This is a genomic window from Rhodobacter flavimaris, from assembly GCF_021378075.1.
Lineage (GTDB): Bacteria > Pseudomonadota > Alphaproteobacteria > Rhodobacterales > Rhodobacteraceae > Rhodobacter > Rhodobacter flavimaris.
Genome location: NZ_JAJUOS010000001.1, coordinates 272,894 through 292,937, shown reverse-complemented (window position 1 = coordinate 292,937; position 20,044 = coordinate 272,894). Strand labels below are relative to the sequence as shown.

Sequence of the window (20,044 nt, the reverse complement as noted above, 5' to 3'; positions counted from 1 at the left end):
TTAGGGTCAGCCGGGAGGGGCGTCCAGAGGGTGAGCGTATCTCAGGCGCCCACCGCCAATCGCTGAGCCATGATCGCAGGCGCCGGATCGCGAAGCACGTAGCCGCGGCCCCAGACCGTCTCGATGTAATTCTCGCCCCCGGTCACCTCGGCGAGCTTCTTGCGAAGCTTGCAGATGAACACGTCGATGATCTTCAACTCCGGCTCGTCCATGCCGCCGTAGAGGTGGTTGAGGAACATCTCTTTCGTCAGGGTCGTCCCCTTACGCAGGCTGAGCAGCTCCAGCATCTGATATTCCTTGCCGGTCAGGTGGACGGGCTTGCCCTCACCCTCGACCGTCTTCGCGTCAAGGTTCACCGCGATCTTGCCGGTGCGGATGATTGACTGCGAATGCCCCTTGGAGCGGCGAATGATCGCATGAATTCGCGCGATCAGTTCTTCGCGATGGAACGGCTTGGTCATGTAATCGTCGGCGCCGAAGCCAAAGCCTTTGATCTTGCTGTCGGTATCGTCCGCCCCGCTCAGGATCAGGATCGGCGTATCCACTCGGGCCAGGCGCAGCTGGCGCAACACCTCGTGCCCGTTCATGTCGGGCAGATTGAGATCGAGCAGGATCAGGTCGTAATCATAGAGCTTCGCCAGATCGATGCCCTCTTCACCCAGGTCGGTGCAATAGACGTTCAGATTGGCATGGGTCAACATCAACTCGATACTACGCGAGGTTGTGGGATCATCCTCGACCAACAAAATGCGCATCCTGGGTTCTCCGTATTAAATCCCCGATAATGTTCGAGGTTTGCACCGATTGGTTAACACCCAGTTAGTCTGGCAACATTCTTAATGATTGCAACCTAAAGTTGCTTCCATTTCTGGATCGCGGTCACTTTCACCCCGTCCACCCCGTGTTTCGAGACCCCCTCGATCCACAAATCCAGCTCTTCTTCCGACAGATCATAGCGATCCAGTGCCTCGGCGCGCGGAATCAGCCCATGCGTCACGGCCTGCACCAGCGTCGCCTTGCGGCTGGCCACCCATCGCGTCGTATCGGGCGGCGGCAGATCCGCCCGTGTCAGAATCGAGCCATCGGGCAAGGTCGCCGAGCGCGGCCCATCCACTTTCTTGAGATACATCTGCTCCCCCTTCCGCTTTCCTGGCCTGAAAATGACCGCTTCGCCTTAACGACGGGTGAAACGCGGGGTTGAGACTAGTTCGCATTTTCCTATATTCCTGCGGGTCTGATCAAAGGACCCCTTACATGAGCAAGGATCTGCCCCTCAACTCGCTGGGACTGCCCAAGCCCCCGGCGGAAACCCGCGTTGTCGTCGCCATGTCCGGTGGCGTCGATAGCTCGGTCGTGGCCGCGCAACTGGCCGAGGAAGGCTATGATGTCGTGGGCGTGACCTTGCAGCTCTATGACCATGGCGCGGCACTCGCCAAAAAGGGCGCCTGCTGCGCGGGTCAGGATATCCACGACGCGCGCCGGGTGGCCGAAACGATGGGCTTCCCGCATTACGTGCTGGATTATGAGAACACCTTCCGCGAGGCCGTGATCGACGAATTCGCCGACGCCTATCTGGCCGGGGCGACGCCGGTGCCCTGCATTCGCTGCAATGAGCGGGTGAAGTTCAAGGACCTGCTGGAAACCGCAAAGGATCTTGACGCCGACTGCATGGCGACCGGCCATTACATCCAGCGCAAGATAGGCCCGCATGGCCCAGAACTGCACAGCGCCGCCGATCCGAACCGCGACCAGAGCTATTTCCTGTTCTCGACCACGCCCGAGCAGCTCTCCTACCTGCGTTTCCCGCTTGGGCATCTGGCCTCGAAGGCCGAGACCCGGGCGCTGGCGGCGAAATACGGGCTGCCGGTGGCTGACAAGCCCGACAGCCAGGACATCTGCTTCGTGCCGAACGGCAATTATGCCTCGGTCATCGAAAAACTGCGCCCCGGCGCGGCCGACCCCGGTGAGATCGTCGATATGGAGGGCAATGTCCTTGGCCAGCACAAGGGCGTCATCCATTACACCATCGGTCAGCGCCGCGGCCTTGGCATCGGCGGGCTTGGCGATCCGCTTTACGTCGTCCGGCTTGACCCCGACGCGCGGCGCGTGATCGTCGGCCCGAAAGAGGCGCTCTCGACCCGGATCATCCCGGTGCGCGAGATCAACTGGCTTGGCGACGAGCCCTTCACCGCCCGGTCCGAATGGCACCTGAGCGTCAAGGTCCGCTCAACCCGCCCGCCGCGCGAGGCCATCGTGCGCCCGATCAGCGGCACCGAGGCCGAGGTTGAACTGCTAAACCCAGAAGAAGGCGTAAGCCCAGGTCAGGCCTGCGTTTTCTACGAAACCGGCGGGACGCGGATCTATGGCGGCGGCTGGATCTGGCGCGGACGGTAAATGAAAAGGGCGCCTTTCGGCGCCCTTTCTTATCGCGTCATCACGTAGCGGCCCGGCGCGTTTTGCAGCGGCTTGTAGCCTGCATCCGCATTGCCCATGGCTGGCGGCGCCTTGTCCGGCCCGGCAACGGCGCCCCCGGTCGCGCGCAGCCAGTCGGCCCAGGGCTCCCACCACGAGCCCTGAACTTTCGGCACGCTCTTGGCCCAATCCTCTGGCGCAGGATGGTTGCGACCCGGCTCATGCGTCATGATCCGGTGCTTGGCACGCGGGCTGCCGGGCGGCGCCACGATACCCGTGTTATGCCCGCCCGAAACCAGCGCGAAGGTCACCCCCCCGTGCAAGAGGTAGGTCAGCTTGAAGACCGAGTTCCACGGCGCGATATGGTCATGCTCGGTCGCGACGGCGAAGACCGGTGCCTTGATGTCCTGCAGGTAGATATGGCCATCCCCCGCCGTCATCCGACCATCCGCCAGATCGTTATTGAGGAACAGCTTGCGCAGATATTCCGAATGCATCTTGTAGGGCATCCGGGTGGCGTCATGGCTCCAGGCGCCTAACGAGGAGGGCGACTCGCGCTCACCGAGCATGTATTCGCGCACCAGCTTCGACCAGACGAGGTCTTGCGACTTGAGCATCGAGAAGGTGCCCGCCATCGCTTCCTTGTCCAGATAGCCCTCTTCCCACATCATGTCTTCCAACAGCGACAGCTGGCTTTCATTGGTGAAAAGCGAAAGCTCACCGGCCTCGGTGAAATCAACCTGCGCGGCAAGCATAGTCATCGAGGCAAGACGGTCATCCCCGTCGCGCGCCATAGCGGCGGCTGTCACGGACAAGAGCGTCCCGCCGAGGCAATAACCCAGACCGTGCACCTTCTCGGACCCGGTGATGGCGCTGATCGCGTCGATCGCGGCCATCACGCCAAGCTCGCGGTAATCGTCGAACCCCAGTTCGCGGTCTTCCTCATCGGGGTTTTTCCAGCTGATGCAGAACACCGAAAAACCCTGATCTACCAGCCACTTGATCATCGACTCGGGCGGCGTCAGATCGAGGATGTAGTATTTCATGATCCAGGCCGGGACGATCAGCAGCGGCACCGCATGCACCGCAGGCGTGGTCGGAGCGTATTGGATCAGCTCGATCAGGCGGTTACGGAAGACCACCTTGCCAGGTGTAGCGGCGACCTCATGGCCCGGGGTGAATTCCGGTGGATCCTCGGGCTGGCCGGTCATCCGCTTCATCGTGTCTTCGTAGAAGAACTGTGCACCGCGTGCCAAATTGCGGCCGCCCTCCTCGGCGGTGCGCTGAATCAGGTGCGGGTTGGTGGGCAGGAAGTTCGAGGGCGAGAACATATCAAGGAACTGGCGCCCGTAGAACTCGACCACCTTCTCGTGCTTCTCTTCGACCCCGTGCACATCGGAGGTGGCGTTGTGCCACCACTGCTGGGTCAGCAGGAAGCTTTGGGAATAGAGCGAGAACGGATACTTCAGCCATTCGGGCCCGGCGAATCGGCGGTCTTGCTTGAGCGGCTGCACGCAAACGTCGCCGTTGCCACCCGCGGCCTGGCACAGGATCTCAGCCGCGAGGCGCTGCGCCTTGCGTGCGGATTTCCAGACCAGCTCGGCTTGCTTGCCGGGGCTGATCGCCAAATGCGCCGCCCAATCCCCCCAGGCAAGCGCCATCGAGATCGGCGAGATGCTCGACCCGAGCTTGCCGAACTGTGCATGGACCAGACGGTCGAGACTGACAAATGCCTCTTCCGCTGCCAGCTTTTCGGGCGTGTCGGTCAACAGGACCTCAGCCAGCCGGGCGGGAAGATTCGGGACCGGCTCTGCCTTGACGGCCTTCGGCGCGGGCGCCTCGGGTTTGTCAGCAACTACAGTCTCGGCGACGGCCTGGGCGGCCGATTCCACGGCCGCCTCAGCCTTGACGCGCGACCGGCGCGCCTTCGGAGCAGATGTCGTCATTTCTCAACCTAGTTTGGGCGGGCGGACCATCCGCCCGTCTCTCGTCAGTCTTTCTTGCCCGCGGCAGTCATCATCGCGTTGCCTTCTTCGGTCGCGGTGCGCACGGCTTGCTCGGCGATTTCGGTCACCGATGCGGCAAGCTTGTTCGTTTCCGTCGAATAGTCGCTCAGCATCCGCTGCCAGAAGGTGGTCCAGAGCGCCATCGCTTCGTTCGGATCTTTCGCGTCGGCCAGATCGGCCAGCATGCTGCGGTCCCGCTCAAAGCGCGTCTTCAGAAAGTCGAGCGTTTCGATGTTCTGCTTGAGCAGCGCCTCAGCCATACGGGCCTGCGGGCGCAGGAACATCGACATATCGACCGACGGGGTCGGCATGCAACCGGCCATCGCGCCGAACGGGTTTTCTTTCTTACTTGCCATGTCTGTCCTCCTTCAGGTTGGTCAAAGCCAGAGGAGTTTACCATACCTTCGCAGTCGCAGAATTGATCTGCCGCAATCGAGAGAAAGATTGCCGCGCCATGTAAAAGTCACGTTAAAAAATAGACGATCTGTCTCATTTCGGGGCACCGAGAGGCATTTTGCACGTGCAGCAATCCGGCTGCCCAAAGAACGGGCAACCGATGGTAGGGGTGCGTATCTCAGCCCTCGCGCTGACCCCAGCCGTTGTGAAAGATCATATCTTCCAATGGCATCCGCTGCGCCCAACCGCGTTGCTGCAACTCCGGCTCCGAGTGCAATTCGCGCACATGCCCCAGGCAGAGGTAGGCCACCGGCACCACGTGATCGGGCAGCCCGAGGATCTCTTTCAGATCGGCATCGTTGAAGATGCTGACCCAGCCGACGCCGATTCCCTCGGCGCGGGCGGCAAGCCAGAGGTTTTGCACCGCGCAAACCGTCGAATAGAGATCCGTGTCGCGGTTGTGAGTCCGCCCCAGCACGACCGGCCCGCCGCGATCACGGTCGCAGGTGATGCACAGGTTGATCGGGGCATCGGTGATGCCCTCCAGCTTGATCGCCGAATAAAGCGCCTTGCGCGCATCGCCGAACATGGCGGCGGCCTCGTCATTGGCGCGCGAAAACGCCTGCTTGATACGCGCCTTAATCGCGGGATCGGTCAGTAGCAGAAAGTTCCAGGGCTGCATGAAGCCCACCGAGGGCGCATGGTGCGCGGCCAGCAACAGACGCTCCAGTACCTCGGGCGCGATCGGGTCCGGCTGGAACTGGCTGCGCACGTCGCGGCGGGTGTGAATGGCGCGATAGACCGCATCGCGCTCGGCGTCGGAAAACGGCCCTGCGGGCGCGAGGTGAACGGATTGCGGCATGACACATCCCCTGTCTGGCAACCATGGCCGCCCCGCCGTCCGCGCGAGGGGGCCTATCCTGTCCGGCCGGTCTTCTGACTTCGGCTTCGCGCGGTGCAGCGCCTTCCCGGCCTTGGCCAGTGGCACCAGCTGCACCATCCACCTTACAGCGTTGGGCACGTCGCGGAATTCCACCGCGTTCCCGATTATCCCGACCGCAGCCGGGCACCAGACCCGCGCAAGCTATCCAAACACGCCCGCCGCCGCAAGCCGCACGACCCCCATTGACAGCGCACCCGCCCCTGCGTCATGTTCCGCCTCACGTCAGGGGAGTCCCGCCTAGGGGACTGAGAGGCTGACAGGGGGCAACCCCGGTGAAGCGACCCTTTGAACCTGACCCAGTTGATACTGGCGTAGGAAGACCGAAGGGCGCCCTCCCGACATCTGACTGGGGCGGTCCTTTCGGGCCGTTGTGGCCCTTTCGCTTGGGGCCGGCGGTCCCTTCTTGCCTCACGTGTTGCTTGGGTCTCATCGCAAGAGGAGACCAACTATGAACAAGCCCACCCCCCGGATCACCACCGGTGCCCTGCCTGCGTCGTGCAAGGTTTTCATCCCGGGCCAGATGCACCAGATCGCGGTGCCGATGCGCTCTATCCACGTCTCGAACGAGGCGCCGGTCAGCGTCTATGACAGCTCGGGCCCCTACACGGACCCGGTCGCCACCACCGACATTCGTCAGGGCCTTGCCGCCACGCGCGGCGACTGGCTTCGCGAACGCGGCGATGTCGAGGAATACGCGGGCCGCGCGATCACCTCGGCCGATAACGGCTTTGCCGAGGGGGACCGCCTCGTGCCGGAATTCCCGCACAAGCGCCGCCCCTTCCGCGCAACGGGTGACCGCGCCGTGACGCAGATGGCCTATGCGAAAGCCGGCATCATCACCCCCGAGATGGAATATGTCGCCATCCGTGAGAACCTCGGCCGCACCGAGGCCTGGGCCGAGGCCCGCGACGGCGAGGATTTCGGCGCCGCGATTCCCGACCTCGTGACGCCCGAATTCGTGCGTCAGGAAATCGCCGCGGGCCGCGCGATCATTCCCGCCAACATCAACCACCCCGAGCTGGAGCCGATGATCATCGGCCGCAACTTCCTGGTGAAGATCAACGCCAATATCGGAAACTCGGCCGTGACCTCCTCGATGGAGGAAGAGGTCGAGAAGATGGTCTGGGCGATCCGTTGGGGTGCCGACACGGTGATGGACCTCTCGACGGGCCGCAACATCCACAACATCCGCGAATGGATCATCCGCAACGCCCCCGTGCCGATCGGGACCGTGCCGCTTTACCAGGCGCTGGAAAAGGTTGGCGGCGTGGCCGAAGACCTAACTTGGGAGATCTTCCGCGACACGCTGATCGAACAGGCCGAGCAGGGCGTGGACTATTTCACCATCCACGCGGGTGTGCGGCTGCACATGATCCCGATGACGGCGAAACGGGTGACCGGCATCGTCTCGCGCGGCGGCTCGATCATGGCCAAGTGGTGCCTGCATCATCACCGTGAAAGCTTCCTCTACGAGCATTTCGACGAGATCTGTGACATCATGCGGGCCTATGACGTGTCCTTCTCGCTTGGTGACGGGCTGCGGCCCGGCTCGATTGCCGATGCCAACGATCAGGCGCAATTCGCCGAGCTTGAGACCCTGGGCGAGCTGACCAAGATCGCCTGGGCCAAGGACTGCCAGGTGATGATTGAGGGCCCCGGCCACGTCGCGATGCACAAGATCAAGGCCAATATGGATAAGCAGCTGGCCCATTGCCATGAAGCGCCGTTCTACACGCTCGGGCCGCTGACGACCGACATCGCGCCGGGCTACGACCATATCACCTCGGCCATCGGTGCCGCGATGATCGGCTGGTTCGGCACCGCGATGCTGTGCTACGTGACGCCCAAGGAACACCTTGGCCTGCCCGACCGGGACGATGTGAAAACCGGCGTCATCACCTACAAGCTGGCCGCCCACGCGGCTGACCTTGCCAAGGGGCACCCCGGCGCGCAGCTGCGCGATGACGCTCTGTCGCGCGCGCGGTTCGAGTTCCGGTGGGAGGATCAGTTCAACCTCTCGCTCGACCCCGACACGGCGCGTGAGTTCCATGACGAGACCATGCCGAAAGAGGCCCACAAGCTCGCGCATTTCTGCTCGATGTGCGGGCCCAAGTTCTGCTCTATGCGGATCTCGCATGACATCCGGGCCGAAGCGCAGAAACAGGAAGGCATGGCCCAGATGGCCGAGAAATTCCGCGAGGGCGGTGCGCTTTATATCCCGGCGGAGCAGGCGCAATGATGTTCTCTGTCCTTGGGGCGGGCGTGGCGGGGCTGTGCGCCGCCACGGCCCTTGCCGAACGGGGTGCGCGGGTCGAGGTGATCGACCCCTCCCCCGACCCCACCGGCGCGTCCTGGTATGCGGGCGGGATGCTCGCGCCCTACTGCGAGGCCGAGGCCGCACCCGATGAGGTCTTCACCATGGGCCGCGACGCGGTGCGCTGGTGGGCCGAGCGTGTGCCGGGTGTGCTGAAAAACGGCACGCTCGTCGTCGCCCCCGCCCGCGATGCGGTCGAGTTGGACCGCTTCGCCCGCGCAACCCGTGGCCACGCATGGGTCGATCCCGGCACCATCGAGCCCGACCTGCAAGGCCGCTTCGCGCGCGGCCTCTTCTACGCCGAAGAGGCGCATCTGGACCCGCGCGCCGCCGCCCGTGCGCTGCGCGATCGGCTGATCGCCCTTGGGGCCGAACTACACTTTGGCACCGGTGCCACCCCACGCGGCCAAATCATAGACTGTCGCGGCCTTACCAGCCGTGACCACCTGACCGAGCTACGCGCCGTGCGCGGCGAGATGCTGCTGGTCGAAACACCCGAGATCACACTGTCACGCCCCGTCCGGCTGCTGCACCCGCGCTTTCCCTGCTACATCGTTCCACGCGGCGAAAACCGCTTCATGATCGGTGCGACGATGGTGGAAAGCGACGACGACCGCCCCGTCACCGCCCGCGCGGCGATGGAATTACTCTCAGCCGCTTACACGCTGCACCCCGCCTTTGCCGAGGCGGCCATCGTCGAGATGGGCGCGGGCCTGCGCCCCTCGCTGCCCGACAACGTGCCGCGCGTCCTGCATCGCGGCGGGCGCTGCCACATCAACGGGCTTTACCGCCACGGCTTCCTCACCGCCCCCGCGCTGGCCGAGGAACTGGCCCAAACCCTGTTTCAGGAACACCGCCATGCGAGTTGACGTGAACGGCATGCCGCACGAGGTTGGGGCCACAACCCTCTCCGCGCTGCTTGATGAACTGGGCTTCGAGGCCCCCTGCGTCGCTACTGCCGTCGATGGCACATTCGTGCCTCGCACCCTGCGCGACGCCCACCCCCTGAGCCCCGGCGCGCGGATCGAGATCCTCGCCCCCATGCAGGGAGGCTGAGATGTTCTACAAAACCGAGCTATCCTCGCGTCTCTTTCTCGGGACAGCGCAATACCCGTCACCCGCGATCCTGGCCGAGGCGATCCGCGCCTCGGGCACCGAGGTCATCACCGTCAGTCTGCGACGCGAAGGCCCGGGCGGCGGGGTGTTTCGCGATCTGATCGCGGCAACCGGCTGTCGTGTTCTGCCCAATACCGCCGGATGCCACTCCGCGCGCGAGGCGATCACCACCGCCCACATGGCGCGCGAAGTTTTCGGCACGAACTGGATCAAGCTTGAGGTGATCGGTCACGCCGACACGCTCCAGCCCGACCCCTTCGCGCTGCTCGAAGCGGCGCGGGTCCTGTGCGCCGAGGGCTTTGAGGTCTTCCCCTACACCACCGAAGACCTGATCCTGGGCGAGAAACTGATCGAGGCCGGGTGCCGCGTTCTGATGCCCTGGGGGGCGCCCATCGGCTCGGGCCAGGGTCTGCGCAATATTGAGGGGCTGCGATCGATGCGCGCGCATTTCCCCGACATCCCCCTCGTCATCGACGCTGGCATCGGCGCGCCCTCGCAGGCCGCTCAGGCAATGGAGATGGGTTTCGACGCCGTGCTTCTGAACACCGCCGTTGCCAAGGCACTGGACCCGGTCGGCATGGCCCGCGCCTTCAGGCAGGCAGTCGAGGCCGGGCTGGCCGCGCACCGCGCTGGCCTGATGCCCCGGCGCGACATGGCTGCGGCCTCCACCCCGATCTTTGGCATGGCAGCACTGGCATGATAGACCGATTTTACCTGATCTCCGGCACCGCCGCGCTGCTCGAACGCCTTGTGCCCCTCGGCGTCAAACTCGTGCAACTGCGCGCCAAAGACCTTCCGCCCGACCTGCTGCGTGCCGAGGCGCTGCGCGCACAGGCAGTTTGCGCGACCTACGGGGCGCAGTTGATCCTGAACGATTACTGGGAGCTGGCGCTCGACCTTGACATCGACTTCGTTCACCTCGGACAGGAAGATCTGGACACCGCCGATCTCGCGGCGCTGCGCCGCGCGGGCGTGCGCTATGGCCTTTCGACCCATGACGAGGCAGAGCTTGAGCACGCCCTTGCCTGCGACCCGGCCTATGTCGCGCTTGGCCCGATCTTTCCGACGCTGCTGAAGCAGATGAACTGGGCGCCGCAAGGCCATGCCCGGATCCGCGCTTGGAAAGACCGCGCCGGTCCGGTTCCTCTGGTCGCCATCGGCGGGTTGACCCCCGAACGCCTGCCCGAGGTATTCGCCGCCGGAGCCGACAGCGCCGCCGTCGTGACCGATATTCAGCAAGCCCTCGATCCCGAAGCCCGTACCCGCACCTGGATCGAGGCCACCATATGAGCCGCTATCTCCGTCAGACCGCCCTGCCCGAGATCGGCACCGAAGGACAGGCGCGCCTTGCACATGCCCGCGTCACCATCATCGGCGCCGGAGGCCTTGGTTGCGGCGTCATCCCCGCGCTCGCCGGCGCGGGCGTGGGGCATCTGACCATCCTCGACCCCGACCACGTCGAGGAAGGCAACCTGCACCGCCAGACGCTCTACCGTATGACCGACATCGGCCAACCGAAATCCCTGTGCGCCGCGCGCGAGGCCATCGCTCTTAACCCCGGCATCCGCACCGAGGGCCATGTCACGCGCCTAATGCCGTCGAACATTGCCGCCGCGCTTGAGGGCGCCGACCTGATCATCGACGCCGCCGACAGCTTTGCTGTCAGCTACATGCTCTCGGATCACTGCCACGCAAACGCGATCCCGCTTGTTTCGGCCTCGGTGCTAGCGCGGCAGGGCTATGTAGGCGCGTTCTGCGGTGACGGGCCGAGCTACCGCGCCGTCTTTCCGGACGTCCCCGAGCATATGGCAAGCTGCAATGAAACGGGCGTCATGGGGCCGGTCGTCGCCGCCATCGCGGCGCTTCAGGCGCAGATGGCGCTGTCAATCCTGATCGGGCACCAGCCCTCGCCCATCGGACAGTTGCTGCACCTTGACCTTGCGAACTGGCGCATCTCGGCCATGCGCTTTGATAACGCGCTCGAGCCTATTTCGCGCTATCCCTTCATCTCGCAGGCCCAGATCGACCATGCCGATCTGGTCATCGACCTGCGCCCCGAGGCTGAGGCCGCGCAGCCCGCCCACCCGTCCGCTCGACGCATCGCGCCCGCAGAGCTGAACGCGCTGGGCGCACCGGCCGATCAACGACTGGTGCTATGCTGCCGCTCGGGCCTGCGGGCCATGCGCGCGGCGCGCAAGCTGACGGGCATGGGGCATCGCCATATCGCATTGCTGGCAATCGAGGGATGAGCGCGCCGACACCCCCCACCGTGTTGCTGATCGGCGGCATGGATTCCAGCGGCGGCGCGGGGATCTTGCGCGACACCACGGCCATTCATCAGGCGGGGTGTCGCGCCCGCGTAGCTGTAACCGCCGTGACTGCTCAGACGGACCACGGCTTGATCGCCAGCCAACTCATGACGCCCGAAACCGTCGCTACCCAAATCGGTGCCGCGCTCGCCTGTGGTCCCGTCGACGCGGTCAAGATCGGGATGCTCGGCAATGCTCGGATTGTCGCGGCTGTGGCGGAAGAGCTGCCCGATCTGCCGATCATCCTTGACCCGGTGCTGGCGACCAGTTCGGGCGGCGCGCTCCTCGACTACGCAGGGCTTTCCGCGCTGATCGCATTTTTGCCACGCGTGTTGCTGATTACGCCGAACCTGCCCGAGCTTGCCGTGATTGCAGCCCATCTTGGCCCTGAAGCAGGGACGACTGACGCCAGCGTGCGCAAGCTGCTCTCACAGGGGGCACAACACGTTCTGGTCAAGGGCGGCCATGCCGAGGGCGTTGACGCGACCGACCTACTGTTCACCGGCGACGTAGCGCCGCTAGCCTTGCACGCCCCGCGTATGAAAAAATCCCTGCGTGGAACCGGGTGCTATCTCGCCAGTGCCATCGCCGCGCGCCTTGCCCACGGCGCACCGGTCGAGACCGCCTGTGCTGAGGCGAAGGCGGCGCTGCATCGCCTTTTCACCGAAAGCTAGCCGTTACCCGGCGCGGAACGCCCGCCACAGAAGGCCCGCGCGGCGTCCGAATTCAGAACCGGCAAGCGCACCCTGCGCGACCAGTGCGGGGTTCTTGATAGCTCGCCTGAGCTGCCCCTCAGCCTGCCAACCCGGCAGGCAGGCAATTCGAGCCGCTGTAGCACGCGCCTCGGCCTCGCCAGCTTTCAACCGTGCAAGCCCTTTGGCGGCCAGCGCACCGATCGCCTCGGGGCGGCCATCGACCAGCGGGTAACGGCCGCGCGCTTCGAGTGCCGGCACGGCCACCAGCCAGGACGCGAGGCCCGCGCCATAGGCAAAATCACGCACCGCAGACTCGATCGACGGATCAGCCCCCAAGGCGCGCGCCGCCGCCCAGAAAAGATTCCCCGCCGTAGCGTCAAGATAAGCATCAAGCGCCGCCTCATCCTCAAACGGCTCGCGCCAGCAGTCCCACCGGCGAGCCTCTGCCACCTCGCGCAATAGCCCCGCCTGCCCCTGAAGCATCACAAGGGCCGAGCCGATTTCATGCGCGGGCTCACGCCCGGTGTCGGCCAGATCTTCCAGCGCATCGACCCACCATTGCAGGCGCATCTCGGCCACCATCGGTTCAGCCGAGGCCCAAGGGGCACGGGCAATCTCAAGATTGGAGGCATAAAGCGGCCAGAGCCGGTCACGCAGATCGGCGCGGGTCGCCATCGTGGCGAGGAACCGGTCCGAATCGCCCGCCTCGACGCGCTCGGCCGCCGCGCGCAAACTGGCGCTCAGCGCGGTCATACCGGCTGCGCCCCGTCGCGCAACAGCTTCCACATGATCGCCTCAAGCAGCGCCTCGAACGAGGCATCGACTATGTTCGGCGACACGCCGACCGTGGACCAACGCTGGCCTTGGCCATCCTCGCTGTCGATGATGACGCGGGTGACCGCCTCGGTGCCGCCCTGCGTGATACGCACGCGGAAATCGACCAGCTTCATGTCGTCGATCATGCACTGATAGGGACCAAGATCCTTCGCCAACGCCTTGGAGAGCGCGTTGACCGGTCCGCCATCGGTGCCATCCGCCACGATGCCTTCGGACACGCTCAGCGTCCGCTCGCCACCTATGTTCACGACAACGACCGCCTCGGACAGATGCGCCATCTTGCCCCGCGCATCGCGCCGCCGTTCAACCGTCACCCGGTAACGCTCGACCTCGAAGAAGGTCGGCAAGAGGCCAAGCGCCCGCCGCGCCACAAGCTCGAACGAAGCCTGCGCACCGTCATAGGCATAGCCCTGATCCTCGCGCAGCTTGATCTCATCCAGAATCTGCACAAGGCGCGGGTCCTTCGGGTCCACGTCGATCCCCATCGACACGAGCCGCGCGCGCAGGTTCGACTGCCCCGCCTGGTTCGACATCGGGATCAGGCGCGAGTTGCCCACCGTCGCCGGGTCCACATGTTCGTAGGTTGAGGGATCCTTGAGGATCGCCGAGGCATGCAGCCCCGCCTTATGCGCGAAAGCCGAGGCCCCGACATAGGGCGCCGAGCGCAGCGGCACGCGGTTCAGGATATCGTCGAGCTTGCGCGACAGCTTCGTCAGACTGCGCAGTGCCTCGCGCGACACGCCAATGTCGAACTGGCTGCGGAAGGGCTCCTTGAGCAGTAGCGTCGGGATCAGCGAGGTCAGGTTGGCGTTACCACACCGCTCGCCAAGCCCGTTCAGCGTGCCCTGGATCTGCCGGCACCCCGCCAACACGGCGGCCAGCGAGGCAGCCACCGCCTGCCCGGTGTCGTCATGGCAGTGAATGCCCAGCCGGTCACCCGGGATGCCTGCGTCGATCACCGCGCGGACAATCTCGCTGACCTCGTGGGGCAGCGTGCCGCCGTTAGTGTCGCACAGCACAACCCACCGCGCTCCGGCACGATAGGCCGCCAGCACACAATCGAGCGCATAGGGCGCATTCGCCTTGTAGCCGTCAAAGAAATGCTCGGCGTCAAACAGCGCCTCGCGCCCCTCGGCGACCATATGCGCGACCGAGGCCGAGATATTCTCAAGGTTCTCGTCCAGCGTGATCCCAAGCGCCGTGGTGACGTGGTAATCATGCGTCTTGCCGACCAGACAAACCGCAGGCGTCGCGGCATTCATCACGCCGGCGAGCACCTCGTCATTCGCGGCCGAGCGCCCTGCCCGCTTGGTCATCCCGAAGGCTGTAAACGTCGCGCGGGTCTGCGGACGTTCGGCAAAGAAGTCACTGTCGGTCGGGTTCGCGCCGGGCCAGCCGCCCTCGATATAGTCGATCCCGATCTGGTCGAGCGCACTCGCCAGCGCGATCTTCTCGGCCACCGAGAATTGCACACCCTGCGTCTGCTGCCCGTCGCGCAGCGTCGTGTCGTAAAGATAGAGGCGTTCCTTGCCCATCTGCTCCCCCCGCCTCAAACGTCCGGCAATTTCGATGCGTCGAAGCCCGCACCGGGCAACAGTTCGACCCCGGCCTTCGACATGCGCACCTCGACCCCGGCGGCCATCAGCGCCGATTTGAGCGCGTCTACGGCCGAGAAGTCCTTGGTTTCCATGGCTTTCGCGCGCTGATCGGCCAGAGCAACCACATATGCTGAGAGATCCACGTCAGGGAGAGAGGCCCATCCAGGGGTCGAACCGGACATCAGACCAAGCAATGACATCGAAGCGCGCAACGATGGCGCATCACTTGCATGGTAGAGTTGCCAGCATTCAGCGATGGCTGCGGCCGTGTTCAGATCGTCAGTGAGAGCGTTAAGAACGCCAACATAAGGCTCTTCATTGTCGAGCGCCGTTTCCGCCAGTTTATACCACTTGCGGAGCGTAGTCTCGGCCTGCGCAGCCTTCTCGGCTGTCCAATCCATCGGCTTGCCGTAATGCGTCTGCAAGAAAACGAAACGGATCACCTCGCCCGGGATGCCCTGATCCAGCAGGTCGCGCACGGTGAAGAAATTGCCCAAGCTCTTGGACATCTTCTTGCCCTCGACCTGCAACATCTCGTTGTGCAGCCAGAAGCGGGCGAATTCACCAGGTGTCCCGTCCGCATGAGGGTGAGCACAGCAACTCTGCGCAATCTCGTTCTCATGATGCGGGAATTGCAGGTCGATACCACCAGCGTGGATGTCAAACATGTGCGGGAACTTCTTTGCCTCATCGGACAGATGGCCCTCCGCTAAGGGCTTCTTCCAAAGCAATTCCTCAGACATCGCCGAGCACTCGATATGCCAGCCCGGACGCCCACGACCCCAAGGGCTGTCCCAACCCGGAAGCTCATCATCCGAAGGCTTCCAGAGCACGAAATCCATCGGGTCTTCCTTGAAGGGAGCGACCTCAACCCGCGCGCCTGCGATCATGTCATCGACCGAGCGCCCCGAAAGCGCGCCGTAGTTCTGATACGAGCGCACGCGGAACAGCACATGGCCGTCCTTGGCGTAGGCATGGCCCTTCTCGATCAGGTCCGCGATCATGGCGATCATCGCGCCGATATAGTCGGTCGCGCGGGGCTCGAAATTCGGGCGCAGGGCGCCAAGTGCGTCCATATCAGCGTGATACCAGCCGATGGTTTCCTCGGTCCGCTCGCGGATCAGCTCTTCCAGCGTGCCCACGGCCCCGGCTTCCTTGCGCGCCAAGGCGGTTGCGTTGATCTTGTCGTCCACGTCGGTGAAGTTGCGCACATAGGTCACATGATCCGCGCCAAATTCTTTTCGCAACAGCCGGTAGAGCACATCGAACACCACGACCGGCCGCGCGTTGCCCAGATGCGCGCGGTCATAGACCGTGGGGCCGCACAGATACATCCGCACATTCTGCGGATCGAGCGGCTCGAACACCTCTTTGCGGCGGGTTTTCGTATTGTGCAGGCGGATCTTGGTCATAAGTCCTCGCAGGTCTTTCCCGGCGCGGGCTTAGCAGGTTCAACACTCGTTTGGAATGAGAAGAACGGCCCGCGTGACGTGTGTCAGCGGCAAATAATGCAAATGATGGTGGCACGGTTCTTCATGGCATCTTGTTAGCGCGCCGAAACGCGCTTGCCAAGCGATCTCAGGCGGCTACGGCGCGCGCAACAGGGCGGAAAGGCTCGATCGTGACGGATTTACCCTCGAAGGTGCAGAAGGAACCGGGCGGGATCTCTTCCCAATCCGACTGATCCTCTTCAAGCGGCTCCGAGACCACCGCGCGCCCGCGCCGCGTATCGGACCACTTGTGATAGAGCGTCGGCGCCGCGTCGTCGCTGGCATAGCGCACCGCGTAAAGCCGAACGCCATCGGAAAACGCCGCCGTCAGCCGCATGTGGGGCGCCCCGCCGCGTTCGCGCGAGAGCGCCTCGAACCGCGCCGCCGCCCGTTCGAGCGCGCATTTCGGATCAGCCTCCAGCCCCTCACCCAAGGCCACAAGGAACAGCGCCTCGCTGTCGGTGGCGCCCTTGCGCTGCTGGTAAAGGCTGTCAGGGATCATCATCTCAGCTGCGCGACGGAAGGCATCGTAACCGCCGATCTGGCCGTTATGCATGAAGCTCCAATGCCCCACGACGAACGGGTGGCAGTTGTTGCGCGAGGTCGCAGTGCCGGTCGAAGCGCGCACATGCGCCAAAAACAGCGAGGATTTCACGGTTGCCGTGAGCGAGCGCAGGTTGGGGTCGGACTAGGCGGGCATCACATCACGGTAAAGCCCAGGGTGCGTCGGCTCGCCATACCAGGCGACGCCAAAGCCGTCCGCATTGATCGCCGTGTGGCACTGGGTCGCGCAATGGCTCTGATGGATCAGCGAATGGCCCGGCCTGCTGATAATCTCTTCCAGAAAAATCGGTTGCCCGACATAGGCCGCCCAACGGCACATGCTCTGCCTCTTGCCCGGCGGTTTACCCGCCTGATTGGTTCGCTTGGCCGAAATGTAACCGAATTACGGCCAAGCCAAAAGTCACTCGATCGCTTCGACGATCACGAGATCGCGCTCCGAGGCGCCTTTCGCATGGGCCAGCGCCGCCTGGTATTCCGGACCGCGATAGCAGGCCTCGGCGGCCTCAAGGCTGGGGAACCATGCCACGACATTGCGCGCGCGGTCATTGCCCTCAAGCTGGACATAGCGCGAGCCGCGGGCAAGGAACTTGCCCCCGGCATTGGCGATGGCCACCGTCGCCCCGGCGGCATATTTCGCATAGGCCTCGGGGTTGGTCACTTTCACATGGGCGATCCAGTAGGCTCCCGGCATCAGACTTCTCCTGCAATGACGGCCTTGACGGCGGCGATGGCCTCGTCGGCTTTCGACGCATCCGCGCCACCCGCCTGCGCCATGTCAGGGCGGCCACCGCCGCCCTTGCCACCAAGCGCAGCGGCAGCAGCCTTGACCATCTCGACGGCGCTGATCACCTCCGTCTTGTCGGCGGTCACACCGGCCGCCACGGCAGCCTTGCCGCCCGTGTCGGCAACAACCAGCACCGCGCCCGAACCAATCTTGTCCTTGAGGCTATCTACAAGCGCCGGAAGATCCTTGCCGGACACCCCCGAAACCACCTGAGCAATGAATTTCAAGCCGTTGATATCAATCGCTTCCGGTCCGCCAGAGGCACCGCCGCCCATGGCCAGTTCGCGGCGCAGCTGCGCAACCTCGTTGGCCAGCGACTTGCGCTCTTCGGCCAGCGCTTTGACGCGCTCCACTACATCCAACGGCGAGGTTTTCAGCGCGGCAGCAGCCTCCGCCAGACGATCGTTCTGCGCTTTGAGGTGATCAAGCGCGGCCTGCCCGGTCAGAGCCTCAAACCGGCGCACACCGGCAGACGACGCACTGTCGCCAAGCGCGACGAAGGCGCCAATATCGCCCGTTCGCCGCACATGGGTGCCGCCGCAAAGTTCCAGCGAGTAGGTCTTGCCATCCGCGCCCTTGCCCGAGCCCAGAAGCTCGCCCATCGACACAACGCGCACCTCGTCGCCGTATTTCTCGCCAAACAGCGCCTGCGCCCCAAGGCCGCGCGCGTCGTCGGGCGTCATGATCCGGGTTTCAACCGGGGTGTTCTGGCGGATAAACGCGTTCACCTCAGCCTCGACCTGCGCGATTTCCTCTGCGCTCATTGACTTGGCGTGGCTGAAGTCGAAACGCAGACGGTCTTCCGCATTCAGCGAGCCCTTCTGCGCGACATGCTCGCCAAGCGCGCGGCGCAGCGCCTCATGCAGCAGGTGCGTGGCCGAGTGGTTCGCGCGGATCGCCGAGCGGCGTGCGTGATCCACCTCAAGCTTGGCGGCCTGCCCCTTCGCGAGCTTGCCCGAGGTAACCTCGGCCAGATGGATGAACACGCCCGCAACCTTCTTGGTGTCGGTCACGCGGGCCTCGCCGGTTTCGGTGCGGATGATCCCCGCATCTCCGACCTGACCGCCCGATTCCGCGTAGAACGGGGTTTGGTTGACGACGATCTGAAAGCCTTTCTGACCGACAACAACTGAGTCGAACTCAACCCCATCCGCGACAATTGTCTGAATTTGACCTTCAGCGGTCTCAGTTTCGTATCCCAAGAACTCGGTGGGTCCAACTCGCTCTTCGATCTCAAACCAAATCGTCTGATTGATGGCCTCGCCCGAGCCCGCCCAGGACGCACGCGCCTTGGCTTTCTGCTCATCCATCGCGGCGTTGAACCCGTAGGTATCGACCGCGCGGCCCTTTTCGCGCAGCGCGTCCTGCGTCAGGTCAAGCGGGAAACCATAGGTGTCATAAAGCTTGAACGCAGCCTCGCCCGGCAGGTTCTCGCCTTCCGGCAGGCGCGAGAGTTCATCATCGAGAAGCTTGAGGCCACGGTCGAGCGTCTGCTTAAAGCGGGTCTCTTCCAGCTTCAGCGTCTCTTCAATCAGCGCCTGCGCGCGGGTCAGTTCCGGGTAGGCCGCGCCCATCTGGCGCACCAGTGCCGACACAAGCTTGTACATTACCGGGTCCTTGGCACCCAGCATATGCGCGTGGCGCATGGCGCGGCGCATGATGCGACGCAGCACATAGCCGCGACCGTCGTTCGAGGGCATCACGCCATCCGCGATCAGGAACGAGGTCGAACGCAGGTGGTCCGCGATCACACGGTGATGCACCTTGCCCGGGCCATCGGGATCGGCCGAGGTCGCGTGCGCCGAGGCCTCGATCAGGCTGCGCATCAGGTCGGTGTCGTAGTTGTCGTGCTTGCCCTGCAAGAGCGCGCCGATCCGCTCTAGCCCCATACCGGTGTCGATCGACTGCATGTCAAGCGCGCGCATCGAGCCATCCTCGAACTGCTCGTTTTGCATGAACACGACGTTCCAGATCTCGATGAAGCGGTCGCCATCCTCGTCGGCCGAGCCGGGCGGGCCACCCCAAATGTGGTCGCCGTGGTCGTAGAAGATCTCGGTGCAGGGGCCGCAGGGGCCGGTCGGGCCCATCTGCCAGAAGTTGTCCGAGGTCGCGATGCGGATGATCCGGTCCTCGGGAACGCCGACCTTCTTCCATATCTCAAAGGCCTCGTCATCGGTATGATAAACGGTGGTCAGCAGACGCTTGGCGTCAATGCCGAAATCCTTGGTGATCAACTCCCAGGCAAAGGGGATCGCTTCATTTTTGAAGTAATCGCCGAAGCTGAAATTCCCCAACATTTCAAAGAAGGTATGGTGGCGCGCGGTGTAGCCAACGTTATCAAGATCGTTATGCTTGCCGCCCGCACGCACGCATTTCTGCGCGGTGGTTGCCCGCACGTAATCGCGCTTTTCGAGACCCGTGAAGCAGTTCTTGAACTGCACCATGCCGGAGTTCGTGAACATCAGCGTCGGGTCGTTGCGCGGTACCAGCGGCGAGCTATCGACCACGCGGTGACCGTTGCGTTCGAAGTAATTCAGGAAGGTGGAGCGGATATCGTTCAGGCTGGGCATGTCTTCGGCG

Annotated in this window: 18 protein-coding genes, 1 pseudogene and 2 riboswitches; of the genes and pseudogenes, 8 read left to right on the top strand and 11 right to left on the bottom strand. The window is 64.0% G+C overall.

Features of this window, described 5'->3' with window-relative positions; genetic code table 11:
* Nucleotides 1–41: 41 nt before the first annotated feature.
* Both ctrA and sciP read right to left on the bottom strand, forming a co-directional pair.
* Nucleotides 42–755, bottom strand: coding sequence for a response regulator transcription factor CtrA (gene ctrA / locus LZA78_RS01475; RefSeq protein ID WP_218629116.1), 714 nt, complete (start codon nt 753–755; stop codon nt 42–44).
* 95 nt (nt 756–850) lie between these two features.
* Complete coding sequence (gene sciP, locus LZA78_RS01470; RefSeq protein ID WP_233675175.1) at nt 851–1,129, bottom strand: CtrA inhibitor SciP; 279 nt, start codon at nt 1,127–1,129, stop codon at nt 851–853.
* A gap of 125 nt (nt 1,130–1,254) precedes the next feature.
* Here sciP and mnmA point away from each other — a divergent pair, with 125 nt between their 5' ends.
* Nucleotides 1,255–2,394, top strand: coding sequence for a tRNA 2-thiouridine(34) synthase MnmA (gene mnmA, locus LZA78_RS01465; protein WP_233675174.1), 1,140 nt, complete (start codon nt 1,255–1,257; stop codon nt 2,392–2,394).
* Nucleotides 2,395–2,423: 29 nt separating this feature from the next.
* On the opposite strand, the gene LZA78_RS01460 is transcribed toward mnmA, so the two are convergent.
* From LZA78_RS01460 to bluB, 3 genes are all read right to left on the bottom strand, one after another.
* Entirely contained in the window at nt 2,424–4,358 is a 1,935-nt protein-coding gene (locus LZA78_RS01460) for a PHA/PHB synthase family protein (RefSeq protein WP_233675173.1), read from the bottom strand.
* Between the two features lie 44 nt (nt 4,359–4,402).
* On the bottom strand, nt 4,403–4,774 hold the full coding sequence (locus tag LZA78_RS01455) for a phasin family protein (RefSeq protein ID WP_233675172.1): 372 nt from the start codon (nt 4,772–4,774) through the stop codon (nt 4,403–4,405).
* Between the two features lie 218 nt (nt 4,775–4,992).
* Entirely contained in the window at nt 4,993–5,676 is a 684-nt protein-coding gene (bluB, locus tag LZA78_RS01450; RefSeq protein ID WP_233675171.1) for a 5,6-dimethylbenzimidazole synthase, read from the bottom strand.
* A 47-nt stretch (nt 5,677–5,723) separates the two neighbouring features.
* Nucleotides 5,724–5,903, bottom strand: a riboswitch (cobalamin riboswitch).
* 68 nt (nt 5,904–5,971) lie between these two features.
* A riboswitch (TPP riboswitch) is annotated at nt 5,972–6,092 on the top strand.
* Nucleotides 6,093–6,205: 113 nt separating this feature from the next.
* On the opposite strand from bluB, the gene thiC reads away from it, so the two are divergent.
* The 7 genes from thiC to LZA78_RS01415 are packed head-to-tail and all read left to right on the top strand — an operon-like array spanning nt 6,206 to nt 12,170.
* Nucleotides 6,206–7,996: a phosphomethylpyrimidine synthase ThiC gene (gene thiC, locus LZA78_RS01445; RefSeq protein WP_233675170.1), complete on the top strand. Its 1,791-nt coding sequence runs from the start codon at nt 6,206–6,208 to the stop codon at nt 7,994–7,996.
* Nucleotides 7,993–8,940 carry a glycine oxidase ThiO gene (gene thiO, locus LZA78_RS01440; protein WP_306798950.1) on the top strand — a complete coding sequence of 316 codons (948 nt, stop codon included), beginning with the start codon at nt 7,993–7,995 and terminating at the stop codon, nt 8,938–8,940. Before thiC ends, thiO begins: the two co-directional genes overlap by 4 nt.
* Nucleotides 8,930–9,127, top strand: coding sequence for a sulfur carrier protein ThiS (gene thiS / locus LZA78_RS01435; protein ID WP_233675169.1), 198 nt, complete (start codon nt 8,930–8,932; stop codon nt 9,125–9,127). The genes thiO and thiS overlap by 11 nt, the downstream gene beginning before the upstream one ends.
* Nucleotide 9,128: 1 nt before the next feature.
* The gene (locus LZA78_RS01430) at nt 9,129–9,887 is read left to right on the top strand and encodes a thiazole synthase (RefSeq protein ID WP_233675168.1); all 759 of its coding nucleotides are present in this window, start codon (nt 9,129–9,131) and stop codon (nt 9,885–9,887) included.
* Entirely contained in the window at nt 9,887–10,477 is a 591-nt protein-coding gene (locus tag LZA78_RS01425; protein ID WP_233675422.1) for a thiamine phosphate synthase, read from the top strand. Before LZA78_RS01430 ends, LZA78_RS01425 begins: the two co-directional genes overlap by 1 nt.
* Nucleotides 10,474–11,436, top strand: a complete 963-nt coding sequence (locus LZA78_RS01420; RefSeq protein ID WP_233675167.1) for a HesA/MoeB/ThiF family protein — start codon at nt 10,474–10,476, stop codon at nt 11,434–11,436. Before LZA78_RS01425 ends, LZA78_RS01420 begins: the two co-directional genes overlap by 4 nt.
* Complete coding sequence (locus tag LZA78_RS01415) at nt 11,433–12,170, top strand: hydroxymethylpyrimidine/phosphomethylpyrimidine kinase (protein WP_233675166.1); 738 nt, start codon at nt 11,433–11,435, stop codon at nt 12,168–12,170. The genes LZA78_RS01420 and LZA78_RS01415 overlap by 4 nt, the downstream gene beginning before the upstream one ends.
* 3 nt (nt 12,171–12,173) lie before the next feature.
* On the opposite strand, the gene LZA78_RS01410 is transcribed toward LZA78_RS01415, so the two are convergent.
* The 6 genes and pseudogenes from LZA78_RS01410 to alaS form a co-directional block, all read right to left on the bottom strand.
* Nucleotides 12,174–12,944, bottom strand: a complete 771-nt coding sequence (locus tag LZA78_RS01410) for a squalene/phytoene synthase family protein (protein WP_233675165.1) — start codon at nt 12,942–12,944, stop codon at nt 12,174–12,176.
* Nucleotides 12,941–14,563 carry a citramalate synthase gene (gene cimA, locus LZA78_RS01405; protein WP_233675164.1) on the bottom strand — a complete coding sequence of 541 codons (1,623 nt, stop codon included), beginning with the start codon at nt 14,561–14,563 and terminating at the stop codon, nt 12,941–12,943. Before cimA ends, LZA78_RS01410 begins: the two co-directional genes overlap by 4 nt.
* Nucleotides 14,564–14,577: 14 nt before the next feature.
* Nucleotides 14,578–16,038 (bottom strand): cysteine--tRNA ligase, encoded by a 1,461-nt coding sequence (cysS, locus tag LZA78_RS01400; RefSeq protein WP_233675163.1) that lies wholly within the window; start codon nt 16,036–16,038, stop codon nt 14,578–14,580.
* 166 nt (nt 16,039–16,204) lie between these two features.
* Nucleotides 16,205–16,999, bottom strand: a pseudogene (locus LZA78_RS01395) (class II glutamine amidotransferase).
* An 81-nt stretch (nt 17,000–17,080) separates the two neighbouring features.
* Nucleotides 17,081–17,371 carry a DUF1330 domain-containing protein gene (locus LZA78_RS01390; protein WP_233675162.1) on the bottom strand — a complete coding sequence of 97 codons (291 nt, stop codon included), beginning with the start codon at nt 17,369–17,371 and terminating at the stop codon, nt 17,081–17,083.
* Nucleotides 17,371–20,034, bottom strand: a complete 2,664-nt coding sequence (gene alaS, locus LZA78_RS01385) for an alanine--tRNA ligase (RefSeq protein WP_233675161.1) — start codon at nt 20,032–20,034, stop codon at nt 17,371–17,373. The genes LZA78_RS01390 and alaS overlap by 1 nt, the downstream gene beginning before the upstream one ends.
* Nucleotides 20,035–20,044: the final 10 nt, after the last annotated feature.

Excerpts from the sequence above, each read along its gene's own strand:
- LZA78_RS01420 (WP_233675167.1), top strand. The coding sequence starts at position 10,474 with ATGAGCCGCTATCTCCGTCAGACCGCCCTGCCCGAGATCGGCACCGAA.
- LZA78_RS01430 (WP_233675168.1), top strand. The coding sequence starts at position 9,129 with ATGTTCTACAAAACCGAGCTATCCTCGCGTCTCTTTCTCGGGACAGCG.
- LZA78_RS01415 (WP_233675166.1), top strand. The coding sequence starts at position 11,433 with ATGAGCGCGCCGACACCCCCCACCGTGTTGCTGATCGGCGGCATGGAT.
- thiC (WP_233675170.1), top strand. The coding sequence starts at position 6,206 with ATGAACAAGCCCACCCCCCGGATCACCACCGGTGCCCTGCCTGCGTCG.
- thiS (WP_233675169.1), top strand. The coding sequence starts at position 8,930 with ATGCGAGTTGACGTGAACGGCATGCCGCACGAGGTTGGGGCCACAACC.
- LZA78_RS01460 (WP_233675173.1), bottom strand. The coding sequence starts at position 4,358 with ATGACGACATCTGCTCCGAAGGCGCGCCGGTCGCGCGTCAAGGCTGAG.
- mnmA (WP_233675174.1), top strand. The coding sequence starts at position 1,255 with ATGAGCAAGGATCTGCCCCTCAACTCGCTGGGACTGCCCAAGCCCCCG.
- thiO (WP_306798950.1), top strand. The coding sequence starts at position 7,993 with ATGATGTTCTCTGTCCTTGGGGCGGGCGTGGCGGGGCTGTGCGCCGCC.
- bluB (WP_233675171.1), bottom strand. The coding sequence starts at position 5,676 with ATGCCGCAATCCGTTCACCTCGCGCCCGCAGGGCCGTTTTCCGACGCC.
- sciP (WP_233675175.1), bottom strand. The coding sequence starts at position 1,129 with ATGTATCTCAAGAAAGTGGATGGGCCGCGCTCGGCGACCTTGCCCGAT.
- LZA78_RS01410 (WP_233675165.1), bottom strand. The coding sequence starts at position 12,944 with ATGACCGCGCTGAGCGCCAGTTTGCGCGCGGCGGCCGAGCGCGTCGAG.
- cysS (WP_233675163.1), bottom strand. The coding sequence starts at position 16,038 with ATGACCAAGATCCGCCTGCACAATACGAAAACCCGCCGCAAAGAGGTG.
- LZA78_RS01455 (WP_233675172.1), bottom strand. The coding sequence starts at position 4,774 with ATGGCAAGTAAGAAAGAAAACCCGTTCGGCGCGATGGCCGGTTGCATG.
- LZA78_RS01390 (WP_233675162.1), bottom strand. The coding sequence starts at position 17,371 with ATGCCGGGAGCCTACTGGATCGCCCATGTGAAAGTGACCAACCCCGAG.
- cimA (WP_233675164.1), bottom strand. The coding sequence starts at position 14,563 with ATGGGCAAGGAACGCCTCTATCTTTACGACACGACGCTGCGCGACGGG.
- ctrA (WP_218629116.1), bottom strand. The coding sequence starts at position 755 with ATGCGCATTTTGTTGGTCGAGGATGATCCCACAACCTCGCGTAGTATC.
- alaS (WP_233675161.1), bottom strand. The coding sequence starts at position 20,034 with ATGCCCAGCCTGAACGATATCCGCTCCACCTTCCTGAATTACTTCGAA.